The organism is Tenacibaculum sp. AWR4_210 (genome assembly GCF_056160945.1).
Window position 1 is genome coordinate 139,084 of sequence record NZ_JBSWYF010000004.1, and the last position, 17,656, is coordinate 156,739.

Genomic DNA, 17,656 nt, shown 5'->3' on the forward strand with positions numbered 1-17,656 from the left:
TCTAATTAGAAATCTCTTTTTTTTTCAATTCATCAAAATTTAACATTTTTATAAAATTCTAACATTACTTTAACAGCGTAAACTAGCGCACTGTGGCAATCCGTTCTATTTTTAATAGCCTAAAAAAATAGCACGAATTATCTATGGATTCTATCCCAAATTTTACAACTTCGGACTTCAAGTCTCATTTTTTCACCCCTAATTCCGACACCGATTCACTGTATGGGCAAGATCCTGAAAATTTTTTAATCGCACCGTTTAGTGCCTTTAAAAACCTGATGAATTTACCCATCCCTCTCTACCGGCGATCCGTTACCCAACTCTATGTCATTACCCAGGGAAACATGATTAAAACCTGTAACTCTAACTCCGTAAGCATCAAAAATAACCAGGCTCACTTTTGGTTACAAGACCAGATTACCGGACTCGAATATTTTTCGGAAGACGTCGATGGCTTTTATTGTCATTTTACTACGGAATTTTTGGTACAATCCAAGTTTACCACTATGGTTATGAATGATTTTATCCCGTTGAACTCGCATATGGAGCAACAGGCCGTAACACTCCCGAATGCAACCGTGTCATTACTCATCAACAATTTAACTCGTATGCACGAAATTTACCTCCAGAACTACGATCCAAAATTATTGAGAACCTATCTCCTATCTGTTCTGTATGAAATTAAAAACGCGCTACCGGAGTTCAGCCCACTACATAGTCATGACAATCGACAAGCAAAACTGGTCAATGATTTCAAGCAATTGTTAGCTGACAACATCACCAGAGAGCAACACATTCAATACTATGCTGACCGGCTAAACGTTTCACCGAATCACCTCAACAAAACGGTAAAACAGCTCACGGGAAAAAGCACAAAAACTTGGGTCAATGAAACCTTAATTTTAGGAGCCAAAATACTGCTCAAACAATCGGATTTATCCATTCAAGAAATCGGATACACTCTCGGTTTTACCGATCCGTCGTACTTTACACGCTTTTTTAGAAAACACACTGGACTCGCCCCTTCAAACTTCCTCAAAACTCTTGAAAATGATTGAATTATACTAGTCAGTGATTACTTTGTGAAAGCCTGAACACTGCGAACATTCTATTTTTGAGTATTGTCAAGTATAAGGGTTTTGACAGGTTCACACAAACGGGTTTTAAGGACCGTTGATTTTAAAAAGTTTTCCCCTTTTTTTAACCGCTCTATCCTCAAGTACTCGTAGAAAAAACAACAATGTACACAGGCCACTTAACAAAACACCTGTAGATACCCGTTAGTAATCTTCACCAAAAAATTACCGTTGTTTTCATAACAACCGGGTAGGTCAACCTGTGATATCAATTGAGTAAGTAGTATTGACGTTGTTCTCCAAGGCAACCTAAATCAGTCACTTTCCACCCGTCTGCCTCCTCGAACTCCCCGTCAATTCTCAAACTGTCAACAACCGCAACCTATACCTCCTCATTGTTCGAGATTGAATAATCCCATTTTTAGATTGAATTTTAAAATCGCTCCCCAAGGTGCTTCGCTAAGTTTGTAAAAAAGAAACAGATGAGAAAATTAAAATTATTCACCACCTTGGCCCTCGCCTTTTTACTCTTGGCTAGTTGTCAGGATAGCAGCCCTGCAGACCATCCTGATCCAGGGCAACCTGCACCTCCGCAAGTCCAAGTTCAATTCAATAAAATTGACCTACCTACTGACCTGCCACTGCGAAAAATTCAATTTGCCTCTCCCCAAATAGGCTATATCGTAACAGGTACCAGTTATCCCTCAAACAAAGGAAGTATTTTAAAAACTACGAATGGAGGAAAAACATGGAATACTGTATTTGAAAGTGATTCCTTTTATTTTAATGATGTAAGTTGTAAAAACACCACCACAGTAGTTGCAGTGACCAACAATGGTACCATCCTTAACTCGAAGGATGGCGGTCAACAATGGTCAAAACTCGAAACCTTTACCAATAAAGGATATTACATGAGTTCTGTAAGCCACACCAAAAACGACGAATTGTATATCGTTGGTCAAAAAGGGGCGTTGAGTAAAGGGTTTATTTTACACTCTACAGACTCAGGAAACAATTGGAATGATCTTGAAAAAAACAATACCAATCCCGCATTAGATTACGCTACACTCTTACACAATAATATACCGACCTGTATTGCCTACCACGCTCCAAGTGATGCCTTAATTTTTAGTGGCGGCATTTGGTCCGAAGGAAAGGTTGCTATTCAACAGAACAATTTCTGGGATGTTTACAATCCAAAGCAACCCGTTCGATTTACGGATTTAGCAATGAAAGAAGGGTTTGTTATAACGGTAGGCAATAACGGTCAAACAGGTTCCGGTGGCGAACGAGGAGCAATGCATACCTATGACTCCCAAACTAAGCTTTGGACAACTATCGATTACGGCTTCCAAAACAAATTAACAGCAGTTGCCTTGCACAACCAACAAATTATCGCAGTTGGTGCCAATAACTCCAACAACCTCATCGATGGAGAATTCATCATTCATTCCGCCGATCAAGGAAAAACTTGGCAACGCCTCAAACATTCTTTTGTTACGGCTGGATGGGAAGATGTATACGCCTATGACCATCGAACATTTTACGCACTGGGGTACAAAGGCCTCTTAGTAAAATTAACGGTAAACTAAGGTCGTCGTACACCTAAAAGATTAGGGTACCTGTGTACTGCTAACAACTCCATCAGGAACCCCGACACTCCCAATGGAATCCATTGACAGCAGTACCTTGTGAACGTACCGATCAACTCCTCAATAACAGCACTGTTTAGAGGAGTTTCCTTACAGAGAATTGGCCAATGATTTTCTCTATTCGTCTGATCAAAATCAGTTAAATAACTACTGACGATTGCTCCTAAGGCCAAGGGAGCAATTTTTACCATTAACACAAGCCTCTAATGCCAAAAATAACCACAATACACAGCCCTAACTGCAATGCTCAATTGTTAAAGAAGATACTAGAAAAACGCTTCATTCCACTAGGCTACGAAGTAGAATACAGCAAACTTCACACTTCTGATGTTCATGTAAAAACGAGTGAATGGATTGCTACCAACCTAAAAATATCGCAGACAAAAGATAGTACCGAGTTTATCGTAAACAACTACATTCCTAACCCAGTCTATCGATTACTGGCAACTGGGCTCTTGAGCTATCTCGTACTCAATACAAAATGGAAAGTACTCGAAGAGGAAATCACAGACTACCTAAAGTCGGAGAATTTCGTTAAAAAGCTAGCTACTGAAAAAATTACCAACCCAATAAACTAAGCCCAGTTATGCGCGTTTTTCTCAGCTCCTCGTATTCGGATGTCGCCTCCTTACTACCGGAGGTTTATCCTGAGTTTCGAACAGGTCTCACGGTAACACGTATTATCCTTTCGCACAATTGCGAAGCAGGTAAGGCCTGCGGTTCGAATGACCAAGAAGTGCTCTTAGCACAAGGATTCAATATTGACGACTTAGACATTACAACCAGCGATCAACAAACAATTGAAACGGTTATTGAACGTAATGACGCACTCTTTATTTCGGGAGAAAATGCGTTCTTGTTGTTACAAGAAGTACAACGTACCCGAGCTGATCAGTACATAAGTAAGCATATACGCAAAGGGAAACTGTATATTGGTGTGTCAGCAGGTGCTGTAATTACCACTCCCAACATCCATTATGTACTGGGTATAAACAATCCTGCAAAAGCGCCATTACTCAGTTCGTTTCGAGCGCTAAATGTAATTCCGTTTTATCCGGTGCCCCATGTTAACCAACCTCCATTTACTGAAAAGGTTGCCGACATTATTCGTAAATACGAACACCTTTTAGAGCTAATTCCCATTCAAAATTCAGAAGCTATATACTACACTGGCAAACGCTGCACGGTAGTTGACAGCATCGCATTTCCCCAATAGTAATAAGTACCGTTGTAGCAGCCTTACTCAAAATAATTTTTCCCCCGCTACAACACTCGTGCTTATTGTGAATTTTAGCCCCCTAGTTAAATAGAAAAACAGCCAAGCAATGCTTGGCTGTTTTAAAAGAATAGACCTAATATGCCTATTGTAATTTCATATCAGTACTCTCGAAAATTTTATCTGCTGAACCTGCGATAAACCCTGAATACAATTGACCGTTACTCATTGGGTGACGGAAAGCAAACTCGTAATAACACGAAGTAATTTCCTTAGTAACTTCTTTAAATGCTACTGGAATTCTATCGGCTAAAACACTTGATTGCTCTAACATTTGCTCTGGAGTTCCTTTGATTTCTCCTCCAGAAGTATTCATTTTAAATCCGTTTTCTTTTAAAAACTCGTTCACTTCCTGTAAAGAGTTAAACGTGCTTAATTTATTCACATCTACAGTAAAGTGGTTAGAGCAGAATCCGTTTACGTACAACCAAGCTGCATATTCACTCTCTTGCTGTAACTTTTCGTATACATCAAAACTCGGTTGTTCCCATAAGCGCCCTTTAAACACTAAAGTACTAGCATCTAAATCAGCTGCTGGAATACTGTCGATCATCGCCTTTACCTCTGCTTGTAATTCAGCAGAAAACTCTTTTGTTTTCAACTGACTGATAAATACACGTGGTGCATTTTTATCCGTAGCATGCTCAAAGTGTTTTGCGTATAACTTTTTAGCTTCAAATACGTAGTCTCCTTTTTCAACATACCCCGCTTCAATGAAAGGCTTAGCCAAAACTTCAATATTAACACGCTCATCATCAAACGTTCTGAATGCCACGTGATCATTGAAAACTTCATTTCCTTGATTACTAAATAATTCCTTTATTTTTTGTGCAGAAGGAGTACGCTCTGTATACTCGTTCCATAACTTATCAAAAATTTGTGTTGTGTTCATTTGAGTTACATTATTTTGCTACAAAAATAAACCGATTTTCTTTTAATAACGCTATAATATAGTTAATTTTACACCCACAACAACTATTTTATAAAAATATAACTCAAATAACAATCAATAAATATCATATTGACATTATTGAATTAAAAATCACTCTATGGATAATCAATTTGATTATATAGACAAACAAATTCTGAACATTTTAAGAACTGACGCTCGTAAAGCCTATTCTCAAATAGCTGAAGAACTAAAAGTTTCCAACTCGCTCATCCATCAAAGAATTAAAAAGCTCCAACACGAAGGTGTTTTAGGCAAAGCAGAATTCATTGTAGATGAAAACAAGCTCGGTTATAAAACCAAATCATATACAGGGATACGCTTGCGAGAAGCTCGATTTGCGAAAAGTGTGATGAAAGAATTAGAAAAGATTGAAGAAATCGTTGAATGTAACTTTGTTTCTGGGAATTATGCCATATTTATTCTCATCTTTGCCAAGGATAACGAGCACTTGCAAAAGATTTTATACGATGAAGTACACCTCATCAACGGCGTTGCCGGAACCGATACTTTTATCTCTTTTGACACTTGCTTTAAACGTAACATACTTATTAAATAACAACAATGAGTAACAACAAACTACACAACCTACACCTATCATTAGAAGGGGAAGTTCACTTCGATGATTTACATAAAAGTATTTACGCAACCGATGCTTCGGTGTATCGAAAAATACCTTTGGCGGTAGCCTACCCTAAAACCCAAGAAGATTTAAAAAAATTAATCGCCTTTGCCAACGAAAACGAGGTGACGCTCATTCCGAGAACTGCGGGAACCTCCTTAGCCGGTCAGTGCGTAGGCGAAGGAATTGTTGTGGATGTTTCTAAGTATTTCACCAACATCCTTGCTTTCGATGAAGCCAATAAAACTATTACGCTAGAACCCGGAATTATTCGAGACGACTTAAACCGTTTTTTAAAACCTTTTAAGTTGTTTTTCGGCCCGAATACCTCTACCTCTAATCGCTGTATGATCGGTGGTATGGTAGGAAACAATTCCTCTGGTAGTACTTCTATACGCTATGGAGTAACCCGTGATAAGGTCCTTGCCATAACGGGAATTTTGAGTGACGGAAGCGACGTTCATTTCGGTGAATTAAGTTCAGAAGCCTTTAAACAAAAACGCTTCGAGCCCACACTTGAAGGTCGCATCTATAAAGATTTATACAACGAGCTGAGCAATACAGCAGTACAGCAAGAAATAAAAAAGGAGTTCCCAAAAGCGAGCATTCACCGAAGAAATACGGGCTATGCTGTAGATGAATTTCTGAGTTCTGAATTGTTTGGGGGGACAGAAACTACCGTGAACCCAGCCAAATTCCTATCGGGAAGTGAAGGTACCTTAGTATTTTCAACGGCAATTACAGTTCAACTCGATGATTTACCACCACCGGTAAGTATTATGGTTTGCCCACATTTTACAAGTGTTGATGCTAGTTTAAAAGCGACAGTTACCGCCATGAAACACCGATTGTTCGCCTGTGAATTGATGGACAAGGTAATTTTGGACTGTACGAAAAACAACCGAGAACAAGCTAAAAACAGGTTCTTTTTACAAGGTGACCCTGAAGCTGTTCTCATGCTAGAAGTCAGCGCCCATACCCTCGAAGATGCAGAGCGCCAAGCGGATGCTCTTATCGATGATTTGAAAACCCACGGGCACGGGTATCACCACCCCAAGATCTACGGTGCAGATATCGCTAAAGTTCATTACCTCCGAAAAGCCGGTTTAGGTTTGCTAGGAAACATGGTGGGTGATATGAAAGCCGTTGCTTGTATTGAAGATACGGCTGTAGCTCTAGAAGATCTTCCCGATTACATCGAAGAGTTTACTGCCATCATGACCAAGTATCAGCAAGAAGCAGTATACTACGCTCATGCAGGTGCTGGAGAATTACACCTACGTCCTATATTGAACTTAAAAAAACAAGCCGATGTAGTACTCTTCAGAAAAATCACTACGGAAACTGCAGAGCTCGTCAAAAAATACCAAGGGAGTTTCAGTGGAGAGCACGGAGACGGTATCGTGCGAGCAGAATTTATCCCGTTAATGATTGGTGACAAAAACTACCAATTACTAAGGCGTTTAAAAAAATCATTCGACCCAAACAATATCTTTAACAAAGGGAAGATTACCGATGCCTATGCTATGGATGAAAACCTGCGCTATACGGTAGATCGAGAAGAACCACAAATCGAGACCCTTCAAGATTTTTCAGATAGTGAGGGCATACTAAAACTCGCCGAAAAGTGTAACGGTTCTGGAGACTGTAGAAAATCACCTGAAGCTGGCGGAACTCTATGCCCTAGTTATAGAGCCACTCGAAATGAAAAGGAAACAACTCGTGCAAGAGCCAATACACTCCGCGAAGTATTGACCAATAATACGGCAAAAAACAAATTTGACTCTAAGGAGTTAAAACAAGTTCTCGATTTGTGTTTGAGCTGTAAAGCCTGTGCAACAGAGTGTCCTAGTAATGTAGACATAGCCTCTATGAAAGCCGAATTCCTATACCAATACCAAGAAACCAACGGATATTCATTTCGAAGCAAGTTGTTTGCCAACAATGCTAAGTATAATAAGCTCGGAAGTAAATTTCCTGGGCTCACCAACTTTATGACCAATACGAGCATCGCTAAGAAAATTTTGGGAGTAGCCATGCAGCGAGAAGTTCCGAAATTGGCCAAACAACCGCTAGATGCTTGGTTGCGTAAACACCCGAGACAAGGGCAAAAAAACCCCGTAAAAACGGTGTATTTATTCAATGATGAATTTACCAATTTCTACGATACAGAAATAGGAAAAGACAGTATTTGGGTACTCGAAAAATTGGGATACAACATCGAAACCATAGCTCATGAAGAGAGTGGTCGTAGTTATATTTCAAAAGGATTCCTCAGAGAAGCTAAGGAAATCGCTACAAAAAATGTGGCCTTATTTGCACCATTAATCAATGAAAACACGCCACTTATTGGTATTGAACCTTCAGCTATTTTGAGTTTTAGAGATGAATATCTCCGATTGGCAGATGACAAACAAGCCGCTCAGGAACTCGCTAAACACACCTTTACCATAGAAGAATTCTTAGCCAAAGAATACGACCGCGGCAATATCGATACCAGCCTGTTTACTGATGCTCAAAGAGAGCTAAAAATTCACGGACACTGCCATCAAAAAGCGTTGTCAAGCACGCACGCATCCTTTACAGTGTTAAACATCCCTAAGAATTACAAGGTCACCATCATGAATACAGGTTGTTGTGGAATGGCTGGTTCTTTTGGGTATGAAAAAGAACACTACGACGTAAGTATGCAAGTAGGAGAAGATACGTTGTTTCCAAAAGTTCGCAATTGTAGTGACCAAACAGCAATTGCTGCAGCCGGAACGAGCTGTAGACATCAAATTTACGACGGTACCAAACGACTCGCACAGCACCCAGTTAGTCTGTTGCGAGAAGCTCTTACCAAATAAACACGAAGCACCTCCTCCCGAGGTGCTTTTTTTGTCAAAAATGACACCATCCGTACACAGTTCTGTACCTTCCACCCATTAAAACAAACTATATAGTTAATTTACAACTACTTATACAAAAGTATTTCGTATTTTTAAGTAACATTAAAAAACAGTACGTATGTCGTCAAACAAAATTATCGTAAACAATGCTTTACTTATTTTTGCGGGCATCACTGGGTTCTTTTTTTTCATGAAAATTCTAGGATTAGACAATGTCTCTGAGTTAAGACTATTGAATTTTGTTTTTGTATTTTGGGGTATTAACCGAGCTATAAAAACAAATATTCACAACAACCGAGAACTCGTTTATTTCCAAAATTTATTGATTGGAGTTGGAACTTCCATTATGGCCGTTGGCCTCACTATTTTGGGGCTTATTATTTATGTAACTTTTTTGGATGCTGCCTTTATTGAAGTATTAGAAAATTCTTCTTTTTGGGGCAAAGACCTCAACCTGTCACTGGTTGTTTTTGCACTCGCCATTGAAGGCATCGCCTCCTCTGTAGTTTGTGCATTTATTTTAATGCAGTACTATAAAAATTACAAAATTAACACTACCGCTGTTGCCTAGCATACAGTATAAAAGTCCTTTACCTCAAACTCCTTCTCTGTATGATGGTAAAGGGCTTTTTATTTTTTTAAAAGGGCAGACACGGCTCGAATTACACCTCTTTCTTTGTAAATATCATGACCTCCCTGATTCCAAAGTTGGTAGCTATAAGGGTACTGTGTCATCCACTGATCATCAGGTCTGAAAGGATCATTCACTCCAAATATCAAAAAGTGTAACTGGATATCTTTTGGCAATTCATAACGCAATCGCGTGGTAGATATACACACTACACGGAACCTCGATTGCTGCAAAGTACTTAATCTCCAAGCTATATATCCTCCTATACTCAAGCCAATTACCGATAATCCCGGAATCAATTGAGGAGCTAAATGCTCCAAACATTGATCAATTCCGTATTCAAGGTAATACTCGTGCATCGATTGCTCGTCCGTGAGATTCTTTGGAATTTGCGCAAGTGTTCGCACATCGATAAAAGACAGTTCAAAATACGGAGCGAATTCTGTTAGGTATAATTCCTTCCACAGCGCATTCGACCAGCCCCACATATCCGATAAAATCCACAGTGGCGGTTTACTATTTTGCGCTGTTTCCATATATCAACTTACACGTGGTCTGTAGGTAAAAAGACTTCTGCCATCATACAACGGGCACTCCCTCCTCCACAGGTTTCAATCGTTTCTAACGAACTGTGAACAATACTGCAGTGTTTTTCAATCGCCGTACGTTGTTGTTGTGTTAGAGATGCATTTGCAGCACTACTCATGACTAAAAACAACCTTCCTTCGTCATTTTGAACCTGTAGCATGTTGCCGGCAAACTGTGTTACTTGATTTTCTGAAATCGCCACAACCTCTTTACCATCAGCTTTTAAATGTTTGAGTAGATTTTTCTTTTCTTTTTTATCATCAATGGCATCCAGGCAAACAACGGCAAAAGTTTCGGCCACACACATCATAACATTCGTATGATAAATGGCTTCGCGGTTACCAGCAACTGTTTGGTTGGCTGTAAATACAACTGGAGTAAATTCAAAATCTTCACAAAACTCAATAAACAATTCTTCATCGGCTCTTGGTGATAATGCACAATAGGCCTTACGATGCTTTCTGTCTAAGATCATACTACCAGTACCTTCCAAAAAGATACCTTCCTCTTCCGCTTCTGAATAATCGACCACATTTTCAATTCGCAGTCCCTGTTCTTCCAGTAGGTCCAAAACATCCTCTCGCTTTTCCAATCGTCGATTTTCAGCGAACATCGGATAGATGGCTACATCTCCATTTTCGTGGAATGAAATCCAGTTGTTTGGAAATAGCGCATCAGGGGTATTCGGTTCTTCTGTATCTTCAACCACAATAACGGTTACTCCAACCGCTCGTAACTTAGCTACAATAGTATCAAATTCTTCCTGGGCTTTGGCATTGATAGTGGCAGGCAATAATGCGACTTCCTGCTGGTAGTAGTTATTTACCGCCGTTTGCTCGTTCATCCTAAAACTGGCAGGACGAACCATAAGTATCGTATTAGTTGTTTGCTTCATACTGCGAAGGTAAGGAGATTTATCGTTTTAAACTACGAGCGCTATTCGACGATTGCTCCACACTATGCTTGAACTGCATCCATACCTCCGATAAGATTGTAAACCTCTAGTTCAGGACGAAGCTCTTGAAGTACAGCCATCGCGTTAGAACTGCGACCTCCCGATTTACAATAGACTACCAAAGGTTGATCCGGAGGGATTTTGTGATGCTCGCTGCGCAATGCTGCCAACGGAATGTGTAAGCCTCCAATATTAAACTGATCGCGTTCCCACAACGCTCTCACATCTAATAATTGAAAAGACTCCAAACGCCCTTCAAGCTCCCCCCAACTAATCTGTTGCTCTTCTTTTGAGGTGGGGATACCACAAAATACTCGGTAATCGTCTAAGAGTTCTGTTACCACTGCTTCAGCGGTTTTCTGGTACTTTAACTGGAATTGTCGCTGGTTTAAGACATCGTACATCAACAAGGTATTTGTCAATACCCTTCCGATACCACAAATGATTTTAATCACCTCGTTAGCCTGTAAACTACCGATAATGCCTGGCAACACCCCTAACACCCCAATCTCCGAGCAATTCGGTGATTCTTCAGGGTTTGGAGGAGTAGGATACAAACAACGATAACTGGCACTCCCCTGATAATTAAACACACTAACCTGTCCTTCAAACTTAAAAATGGCACCGTAGACCAATGGTTTCCCAGTGAGCACGGCAGCATCATTTGTCAGGTATCTCGTTTCAAAATTATCACTTCCATCAACGATGATATCGTACTTTTCAAATAACTCCAAAGCATTTAAACGACTCAATTGGGCGACGTGTACTTCAAAATTGATATAGGGATTTAATTTTGCCAATCGTCGCTGAGCGGTCAGTGCTTTGTACTCACCAATGTCCTCCATTGTATACAAAACTTGACGTTGTAGGTTTGATTGGTCAATACGGTCGTGATCGATTATTCCGATGGTTCCGACACCTGCAGCTGTCAAATACTGCAGTATCGGACAACCCAAGCCTCCAGCTCCGATAACCAATACCCTAGCTTTTTTTAACTTTAACTGCCCAGCTTCCCCAATGGTATCGAGTAGTATATGTCGACTGTATTGTTTGTATTCTTCTTTCGATAATTCCATACTCAAAATTAACTAAAATGTTCCCAATCTTTCCAAACGACTTCCAATCCTTGTGACTTTAACATCGCTACGATTTCCTCCGTACTTCGTTCGTCCGAAATCTCAAACTGCTCCAATGACTGTGGTTCAACACTGTAGCCTCCTGGATTGGTTTTTGATTCCGCACTCATCGATGTTGCTCCTAGATGGACTATGTGGTTTCTGAAAAGTTCACTCTCTCGGGTAGACATCGACAATTCAACATCCTCATCCAGTAAACGAAACGCACAAATTAACTGTACTAAATCGGCATCCCCCATAGCGACCTTCGGTTCTAAGCCTCCTGAATGCGGTCGCAATCTCGGAAAGGATATCGAGTACTTTGTCTTCCAATACGTTTTCTGCAAATACTTTAAATGCAAGGCCGTAAAAAAACTATCGGCTCTCCAATCTTCCAATCCAAATAGAGCCCCCAGTCCTATTTTATGAACTCCGGCTTTCCCTAAACGATCGGGAGTATCCAGTCGGTAATAAAAATTTGATTTTTTCCCTTTAGGATGATGTTTTTTGTACTCCTGTTGATGATAGGTTTCTTGATATACCAAAACAGCGTACAATCCTTCCGCTACAAGTTCATCGTACTCTTCTTTATCCAAAGGCTGTACCTCAATAGTAATGTTAGAAAAACTAGCTTTAATGAGTTGTATCGCATTTTTTATATACGGAACTCCTACAGTCCTATTTGCTTCTCCTGTTACGAGTAAAATATGATCATAGCCTTTTTCTTTAAGAAAAGCTACCTCTTGCAATATCTCTGCATCGGTTAGGGTTCGTCTGGGAATTTTATTCGTCAAACTAAACCCACAATAGGTACAAATATTCTGACATTCATTACTCAAATACATCGGAGCGTACATTTGTATCGTATTCCCAAATCGCTTTTTTGTCAAGGCGCTGCTCAACTGTGCCATTTGTTCGATATAGGGTTTTGCGGCAGGAGAAATCAACGCTTTAAAATCGTCTAAGTTCCTTTTATCTGCACGCAGCGCTCGTTCTACATCCAGCGTTGTTTTGGTTAGTATGCTTTGGAGCTCTCGATCCCAATCGTAGGTATCGAATACTTCTTGAAATCCTCCAACTTGTTTGTTATTTTTAGCATTCATTGCTACCATTGACTTTGTAACTTCGTACTTTAGCTTATTCCATTTGACTTAAAAAAGAGGTCAGTGGGCTACTCGCCTCTGCGTGTTGCTTAACGGGAGCCAACTTGGCTTCGTAGGCCATACGCCCGGCTTCAACTGCCTTTTTAAAGGCCTTCGCCATTGCTACAGGATTTTGAGATACTGCTATTGCGGTATTTACCAATACGGCATCAGCACCTAACTCCATAGCGAAAGCGGCATGTGACGGTGCTCCTATTCCAGCATCTACAACCACTGGTACATTTGACTGCTCAATAATGATTTCCAAAAACTCCAAGGTCTTAATTCCTTTGTTACTTCCGATAGGTGCTCCTAAGGGCATAACGCATTGCGTTCCTACTTCTTCAAGGCGTTTACACAAAACAGGATCCGCATGAATATAAGGCATTACCACAAACCCTTTCTTTACCAAGGCTTCTGCTGCCTTTAGCGTTTCAATTGGGTCGGGCAATAAATATTTCGGATCGGGATGAATTTCTAGTTTTATCCAATTAGTTTCCAGTGCTTCTCTTGAAAGTTCAGCTGCAAAAACAGCCTCCTTTGCCGTTCGTACGCCTGAAGTGTTAGGAAGAAGGTTTATGCGCTGATGCACCAGGTGATTTAAAATATCATCTTCTTCACTTTGTATATCTACGCGTTTTAGCGCAACGGTTACCAATTCACTTTCAGATGCCACAAGTGCCTGCTCCATCAATGCTGAGGAGCTGAATTTTCCCGTTCCAGTAAACAATCGCGATTGGAAGGTTTTATCTGCTATTTGTAATGCTGTCATAATTTAAATTTTATATACCTGATCATGGGTACTATTTGCCTTTAACATCGAATGGAATGACGGAATCGCACTGAAGTTCTCAGTAATCTCTCCTGACACTGCCACTCCGTGAATTCCTGTTTTCATCAATGCTGTAACGTCTTTGAGGGTTATCCCCCCAATAGCAACTACCGGAATCGGCTTTGATAATTGTCCGAGTATTTCTCGGTATCCTTCTAATCCTAAAATTGGACTCAATTTCTTTTTGGTTTCGGTAAATCGAAACGGTCCCATACCAATATAATCGACGTTTTTAGCAATCAATTGCTCACAGTCATCAAGGGTATTGGCAGTACCACCGACAAGTATCCACTTTCCTAACATGGCTTTCGCTTTGGCCGGACAAAAATCCGATTTCCCTAAATGAACCCCATCGGCATTTACTTCTTTGGCTACCGTTACGTAATCGTTTATAATCAAACGCGTTTGAAAATGCGCGCTGATTGCTCTCGCTTCTTTAGCGCATTCCAACACGGTTTTCTCCGGCATATTTTTTAACCGTAATTGCACCCATTCCGCACCGTAAGAGCAAGCTTTTTGTAAATTTTCTAAATGCTCTGCTGCGGTTGCTCCTTGAGTTATGTATTGTAGTTTACTTATCATTATCCGTTATTTTATGCGTGTCTTTTTCATCGTAGTCATGCAGTCCTAGAGCCCTGGTACTCGAATTTAAAAATCGCTCTGTATATCGCTTGGCGCGCTCACCTGCCTCTTGCATCTCATATCCCAGTGCTAAATTCGCAGCCAGTGCTGACGACAATACGCAGCCACTTCCGTGTTTTTGATGCACTTGAGCCACCCCTGGCGGAATCTTTATGAGCGCTCCTGACTCGGTGTAAATTTCATCCCACCCAAGCTTCTCTTTCCGATGCCCTCCTTTGAGGTACAAGGTGGTTAACTGCTTCAAAATTTCAATAATTTCGGGCAATGCGACTCCTGGGAACAAGGCAAAAATCTCTTCGTAGTTCGGTGTAATCAATGCACAATTACGCAATACTTCTCGAAGAGCTTCCGATTGTTTTTGCTCTCTAAAATCAAAACCTGCACTTGCTTTAAGTACGGGGTCCAACACTATTTTTATTCCAGGTTTGAGCTCTTGTAAGTACTGTTGGATCCCCAACAGACTTTCCCAAGACTTCACCAGGCCAATTTTTACAACTGCAATATCATAGCGCCTAAAAAGCACCTCCAATTGCGATAAAATCAGGGCCTGCTCCACCCATTGACAGCTTTCAAATTCGCTATCATTTTGCACCGTAATTGCTGTACAAACCGCCAAACCGTATAAACCGTGTGCTTCAAAGGTTTTTACATCGGCTGTTAACCCAGCTCCACTACAAGGATCAAAGCCTGCGATGGTGAGTGCGTAAGGCAATTGCTGTTGGTCTGATAATTTCATCTCAAAAAATTAGCCTACTTCTTCTGTAAACTTCGCAAACTCCTCGCGAATAGCTGTAAAGCTCTTCACAGGATGCGCTGCATTCCATACTCCTCCTAACACTCCTACTCCTTTAAATCCCAATGCTAGTGTTCGGTGAAGGGTCTCTACTTGTATGCCTCCCATACCGATGACTTTTTTAGTCAGGTGATTGACATCAAACCCACGTCCTTCATATCCTTTTTTAGATATGGAAGCGAACACTGGGCTCAGTAAATGATAATCAAAAGTAGCCTCTACAGCTTCCAACTCGTGCAATTCGTGAAAAGAACTACTCACTGTCTTTCCTTTGATCTGAAAACTCTCGACATAAGATGTCAACTGCTCTCCTAGTGCTATTCGCGGTTGTTCTTGTAAATGTACTCCTTTTAAATCAAAATCGTTTAGCAATTCGTGATAGTAGTGTACCACTATTCTGGAATGGTATTTACTGTCGATTTGATTTAAATACGCTACGTGTTCCTCGTAGCCCTTAAACGGCTTACGCAGGTGGTAGTAGTCGAGTCCTTTTTCGAAAAGACCGTGTAATATTGCTATTTCTTCAGGTAAATCTTGTTCTGGAGCTATTAAAACAATCATGGTTATGTTGTATGTATCGGTTCACATGGAGCAGTTAACCACGCCATGTGAACCTTATGAATTTTATAAATATACTTCAGATCCTTTTGTTTTGAACTCTTCTGACTTCTCTTTCATACCCTCTGAAATTGCTTGTTGAGAATCTAACTCCTTCTGTGCCGCATAGTCGCGTACCTCCTGGGTTATTTTCATCGAACAGAATTTAGGACCACACATCGAGCAGAAGTGGGCTATCTTTGCTCCCGCTGCTGGCAAGGTCTCATCATGATATTCTCTGGCCAATTCTGGATCTAAACTCAAATTGAACTGATCTTCCCAACGGAATTCAAAACGCGCCTTACTCAAAGCATCATCTCTGTGTTGTGCTCCCGGATGTCCTTTTGCTAGGTCAGCGGCATGTGCTGCTAATTTATACGTCACTACTCCTGTACGTACATCGTCTTTATTTGGTAAACCTAAGTGCTCTTTTGGCGTCACGTAACACAGCATCGCTGTTCCGTACCACCCGATCATGGCCGCACCAATACCCGAAGTAATATGATCGTATCCTGGAGCGATATCTGTTGTCAAAGGTCCTAAGGTATAAAACGGAGCTTCGTCACAGGCTTCGAGTTGTTTTTCCATGTTTTCTTTAATCATGTGCATAGGTACGTGTCCTGGTCCTTCAATAAAACACTGAACTTCGTGCTTTCGCGCTATTTTCGTCAACTCACCCAAGGTTTCTAATTCTGCAAACTGTGCTTCATCATTGGCATCTGCAATACATCCTGGACGTAATCCGTCACCTAATGAAAAGGCTACGTCATAAGCTTTCATGATCTCACAAATTTCTTCAAAATGAGTATATAAGAAACTTTCGGTGTGATGTGCCAAACACCATTTCGCCATGATAGACCCTCCACGTGAAACGATTCCTGTTATTCGCTTGGCAGTCATAGGTACATAGGCTAATCGCACTCCTGCATGAATGGTGAAGTAGTCTACTCCTTGTTCAGCTTGTTCTATCAAGGTATCTCTAAAAATCTCCCAAGTTAAATCTTCTGCGATTCCGTTTACCTTTTCAAGGGCTTGATAAATAGGCACTGTCCCTACAGGAACCGGAGAGTTACGAATAATCCATTCACGTGTTTCGTGGATGTTTTTTCCGGTCGATAAATCCATGATATTGTCTGCTCCCCATCGACAAGCCCAAACAGCTTTTTCTACTTCTTCTTCAATGGAAGAGGTCGTTGCTGAGTTTCCGATATTTGCATTGATTTTCACCAAGAAATTACGTCCGATAATCATCGGTTCGGCCTCTGGGTGATTGATATTTGATGGAATTACAGCTCTTCCGCGTGCCACTTCATCACGAACGAATTCCGGTGTAATCTTCTTGGGGATACTCGCGCCAAAATCCTTTCCTGGATGTTGTTTTGACAACCTAGTCATCTCGTCTATTCGCTGATTTTCTCGGATAGCGATATACTCCATTTCAGGGGTGATAATCCCTTGCTTTGCATAGTGTAACTGGGTCACATTACTCCCTTTTTTTGCTCTGAGTGGCTTTTGAAGGTGGTTAAATCGCATGTGATCTAAACTAGCATCATTCAAACGTTCGTTACAGTACTCTGACGAGAATGAATCTAGCTGTTCCACATCTCCTCTATCCATAATCCACGATTCGCGTATGCGCTCCAAACCATTATGGATATTAATGTCTTTATTGGGGTCTGTATACGCCCCTGAGGTATCGTATACGGTTAAGGGTTCGTTTTTTGTTTTTTCTTTGGTTGTGGCATCGATGGTATCGCTGAGTTCAATCTCACGCATGGCCACTTGAATTTGCGGGTGTATGGTCCCGTTTACATAAATTTTCTTAGAATTCGGAAATGGTTTTCTCGTAATACCATTTTTTGGTGCCGTGTCTTTTTTCTTCATAAGTACGTATT

General features: G+C 40.7%; 18 protein-coding genes. 7 read left to right on the forward strand and 11 right to left on the reverse strand.

What is annotated here, in order from left to right:
• Window positions 1-143: 143 nt before the first annotated feature.
• On the forward strand, window positions 144-1,058 hold the full coding sequence (locus ACXAG7_RS08520) for a helix-turn-helix domain-containing protein (protein ID WP_476666591.1): 915 nt from the start codon (window positions 144-146) through the stop codon (window positions 1,056-1,058).
• Window positions 1,059-1,558: 500 nt separating this feature from the next.
• Window positions 1,559-2,668, forward strand: coding sequence for a YCF48-related protein (locus ACXAG7_RS08525; protein ID WP_476666592.1), 1,110 nt, complete (start codon window positions 1,559-1,561; stop codon window positions 2,666-2,668).
• Here ACXAG7_RS08525 and ACXAG7_RS08530 read toward each other — a convergent pair.
• Complete coding sequence (locus tag ACXAG7_RS08530; protein WP_408044885.1) at window positions 2,665-2,919, reverse strand: hypothetical protein; 255 nt, start codon at window positions 2,917-2,919, stop codon at window positions 2,665-2,667. The genes ACXAG7_RS08525 and ACXAG7_RS08530 overlap by 4 nt on opposite strands.
• Window positions 2,920-2,934: 15 nt before the next feature.
• On the opposite strand from ACXAG7_RS08530, the gene ACXAG7_RS08535 reads away from it, so the two are divergent.
• Both ACXAG7_RS08535 and ACXAG7_RS08540 read left to right on the forward strand, forming a co-directional pair.
• Window positions 2,935-3,306: a hypothetical protein gene (locus ACXAG7_RS08535; protein ID WP_408044886.1), complete on the forward strand. Its 372-nt coding sequence runs from the start codon at window positions 2,935-2,937 to the stop codon at window positions 3,304-3,306.
• Between the two features lie 8 nt (window positions 3,307-3,314).
• Window positions 3,315-3,944 carry a Type 1 glutamine amidotransferase-like domain-containing protein gene (locus tag ACXAG7_RS08540; protein ID WP_476666593.1) on the forward strand — a complete coding sequence of 210 codons (630 nt, stop codon included), beginning with the start codon at window positions 3,315-3,317 and terminating at the stop codon, window positions 3,942-3,944.
• A 145-nt stretch (window positions 3,945-4,089) separates the two neighbouring features.
• Here the strand turns inward: ACXAG7_RS08540 and ACXAG7_RS08545 are convergent, their stop codons facing one another.
• Window positions 4,090-4,896 (reverse strand): 2-oxoadipate dioxygenase/decarboxylase family protein, encoded by an 807-nt coding sequence (locus ACXAG7_RS08545; RefSeq protein ID WP_476666594.1) that lies wholly within the window; start codon window positions 4,894-4,896, stop codon window positions 4,090-4,092.
• A gap of 157 nt (window positions 4,897-5,053) precedes the next feature.
• Here ACXAG7_RS08545 and ACXAG7_RS08550 point away from each other — a divergent pair, with 157 nt between their 5' ends.
• From ACXAG7_RS08550 to ACXAG7_RS08560, 3 genes are all read left to right on the forward strand, one after another.
• Window positions 5,054-5,512 carry an Lrp/AsnC ligand binding domain-containing protein gene (locus ACXAG7_RS08550; protein ID WP_408044889.1) on the forward strand — a complete coding sequence of 153 codons (459 nt, stop codon included), beginning with the start codon at window positions 5,054-5,056 and terminating at the stop codon, window positions 5,510-5,512.
• Between the two features lie 5 nt (window positions 5,513-5,517).
• Window positions 5,518-8,424 carry an FAD-binding and (Fe-S)-binding domain-containing protein gene (locus ACXAG7_RS08555; protein ID WP_476666595.1) on the forward strand — a complete coding sequence of 969 codons (2,907 nt, stop codon included), beginning with the start codon at window positions 5,518-5,520 and terminating at the stop codon, window positions 8,422-8,424.
• 160 nt (window positions 8,425-8,584) lie between these two features.
• A complete protein-coding gene (locus tag ACXAG7_RS08560; RefSeq protein WP_408044891.1) occupies window positions 8,585-9,037 on the forward strand; it encodes a hypothetical protein in 453 nt (150 codons plus the stop codon).
• A 59-nt stretch (window positions 9,038-9,096) separates the two neighbouring features.
• On the opposite strand, the gene ACXAG7_RS08565 is transcribed toward ACXAG7_RS08560, so the two are convergent.
• From ACXAG7_RS08565 to thiC, 9 genes are all read right to left on the reverse strand, one after another.
• On the reverse strand, window positions 9,097-9,633 hold the full coding sequence (locus tag ACXAG7_RS08565; RefSeq protein ID WP_476666596.1) for a hypothetical protein: 537 nt from the start codon (window positions 9,631-9,633) through the stop codon (window positions 9,097-9,099).
• Between the two features lie 8 nt (window positions 9,634-9,641).
• Window positions 9,642-10,580 carry a citrulline utilization hydrolase CtlX gene (ctlX, locus tag ACXAG7_RS08570; protein WP_476666597.1) on the reverse strand — a complete coding sequence of 313 codons (939 nt, stop codon included), beginning with the start codon at window positions 10,578-10,580 and terminating at the stop codon, window positions 9,642-9,644.
• Window positions 10,581-10,642: 62 nt separating this feature from the next.
• Window positions 10,643-11,716, reverse strand: coding sequence for a molybdopterin-synthase adenylyltransferase MoeB (gene moeB, locus ACXAG7_RS08575; RefSeq protein ID WP_476666598.1), 1,074 nt, complete (start codon window positions 11,714-11,716; stop codon window positions 10,643-10,645).
• Between the two features lie 8 nt (window positions 11,717-11,724).
• Window positions 11,725-12,867, reverse strand: a complete 1,143-nt coding sequence (gene thiH, locus ACXAG7_RS08580) for a 2-iminoacetate synthase ThiH (RefSeq protein WP_476666599.1) — start codon at window positions 12,865-12,867, stop codon at window positions 11,725-11,727.
• Between the two features lie 25 nt (window positions 12,868-12,892).
• Complete coding sequence (locus ACXAG7_RS08585; protein ID WP_408044896.1) at window positions 12,893-13,669, reverse strand: thiazole synthase; 777 nt, start codon at window positions 13,667-13,669, stop codon at window positions 12,893-12,895.
• A 3-nt stretch (window positions 13,670-13,672) separates the two neighbouring features.
• On the reverse strand, window positions 13,673-14,311 hold the full coding sequence (gene thiE / locus ACXAG7_RS08590; RefSeq protein ID WP_408044897.1) for a thiamine phosphate synthase: 639 nt from the start codon (window positions 14,309-14,311) through the stop codon (window positions 13,673-13,675).
• Complete coding sequence (locus ACXAG7_RS08595) at window positions 14,301-15,107, reverse strand: hydroxymethylpyrimidine/phosphomethylpyrimidine kinase (protein WP_476666600.1); 807 nt, start codon at window positions 15,105-15,107, stop codon at window positions 14,301-14,303. Before ACXAG7_RS08595 ends, thiE begins: the two co-directional genes overlap by 11 nt.
• A gap of 9 nt (window positions 15,108-15,116) precedes the next feature.
• On the reverse strand, window positions 15,117-15,725 hold the full coding sequence (locus ACXAG7_RS08600) for a thiamine phosphate synthase (RefSeq protein ID WP_408044899.1): 609 nt from the start codon (window positions 15,723-15,725) through the stop codon (window positions 15,117-15,119).
• 63 nt (window positions 15,726-15,788) lie between these two features.
• Complete coding sequence (gene thiC / locus ACXAG7_RS08605; RefSeq protein ID WP_408044900.1) at window positions 15,789-17,645, reverse strand: phosphomethylpyrimidine synthase ThiC; 1,857 nt, start codon at window positions 17,643-17,645, stop codon at window positions 15,789-15,791.
• Window positions 17,646-17,656 lie beyond the last annotated feature (11 nt).

Excerpts from the sequence above, each read along its gene's own strand:
- ACXAG7_RS08520 (WP_476666591.1), top strand. The coding sequence starts at position 144 with ATGGATTCTATCCCAAATTTTACAACTTCGGACTTCAAGTCTCATTTT.
- ACXAG7_RS08525 (WP_476666592.1), top strand. The coding sequence starts at position 1,559 with ATGAGAAAATTAAAATTATTCACCACCTTGGCCCTCGCCTTTTTACTC.
- ACXAG7_RS08530 (WP_408044885.1), bottom strand. The coding sequence starts at position 2,919 with ATGGTAAAAATTGCTCCCTTGGCCTTAGGAGCAATCGTCAGTAGTTAT.
- ACXAG7_RS08535 (WP_408044886.1), top strand. The coding sequence starts at position 2,935 with ATGCCAAAAATAACCACAATACACAGCCCTAACTGCAATGCTCAATTG.
- ACXAG7_RS08540 (WP_476666593.1), top strand. The coding sequence starts at position 3,315 with ATGCGCGTTTTTCTCAGCTCCTCGTATTCGGATGTCGCCTCCTTACTA.
- ACXAG7_RS08545 (WP_476666594.1), bottom strand. The coding sequence starts at position 4,896 with ATGAACACAACACAAATTTTTGATAAGTTATGGAACGAGTATACAGAG.
- ACXAG7_RS08550 (WP_408044889.1), top strand. The coding sequence starts at position 5,054 with ATGGATAATCAATTTGATTATATAGACAAACAAATTCTGAACATTTTA.
- ACXAG7_RS08555 (WP_476666595.1), top strand. The coding sequence starts at position 5,518 with ATGAGTAACAACAAACTACACAACCTACACCTATCATTAGAAGGGGAA.
- ACXAG7_RS08560 (WP_408044891.1), top strand. The coding sequence starts at position 8,585 with ATGTCGTCAAACAAAATTATCGTAAACAATGCTTTACTTATTTTTGCG.
- ACXAG7_RS08565 (WP_476666596.1), bottom strand. The coding sequence starts at position 9,633 with ATGGAAACAGCGCAAAATAGTAAACCGCCACTGTGGATTTTATCGGAT.
- ctlX (WP_476666597.1), bottom strand. The coding sequence starts at position 10,580 with ATGAAGCAAACAACTAATACGATACTTATGGTTCGTCCTGCCAGTTTT.
- moeB (WP_476666598.1), bottom strand. The coding sequence starts at position 11,716 with ATGGAATTATCGAAAGAAGAATACAAACAATACAGTCGACATATACTA.
- thiH (WP_476666599.1), bottom strand. The coding sequence starts at position 12,867 with ATGGTAGCAATGAATGCTAAAAATAACAAACAAGTTGGAGGATTTCAA.
- ACXAG7_RS08585 (WP_408044896.1), bottom strand. The coding sequence starts at position 13,669 with ATGACAGCATTACAAATAGCAGATAAAACCTTCCAATCGCGATTGTTT.
- thiE (WP_408044897.1), bottom strand. The coding sequence starts at position 14,311 with ATGATAAGTAAACTACAATACATAACTCAAGGAGCAACCGCAGCAGAG.
- ACXAG7_RS08595 (WP_476666600.1), bottom strand. The coding sequence starts at position 15,107 with ATGAAATTATCAGACCAACAGCAATTGCCTTACGCACTCACCATCGCA.
- ACXAG7_RS08600 (WP_408044899.1), bottom strand. The coding sequence starts at position 15,725 with ATGATTGTTTTAATAGCTCCAGAACAAGATTTACCTGAAGAAATAGCA.
- thiC (WP_408044900.1), bottom strand. The coding sequence starts at position 17,645 with ATGAAGAAAAAAGACACGGCACCAAAAAATGGTATTACGAGAAAACCA.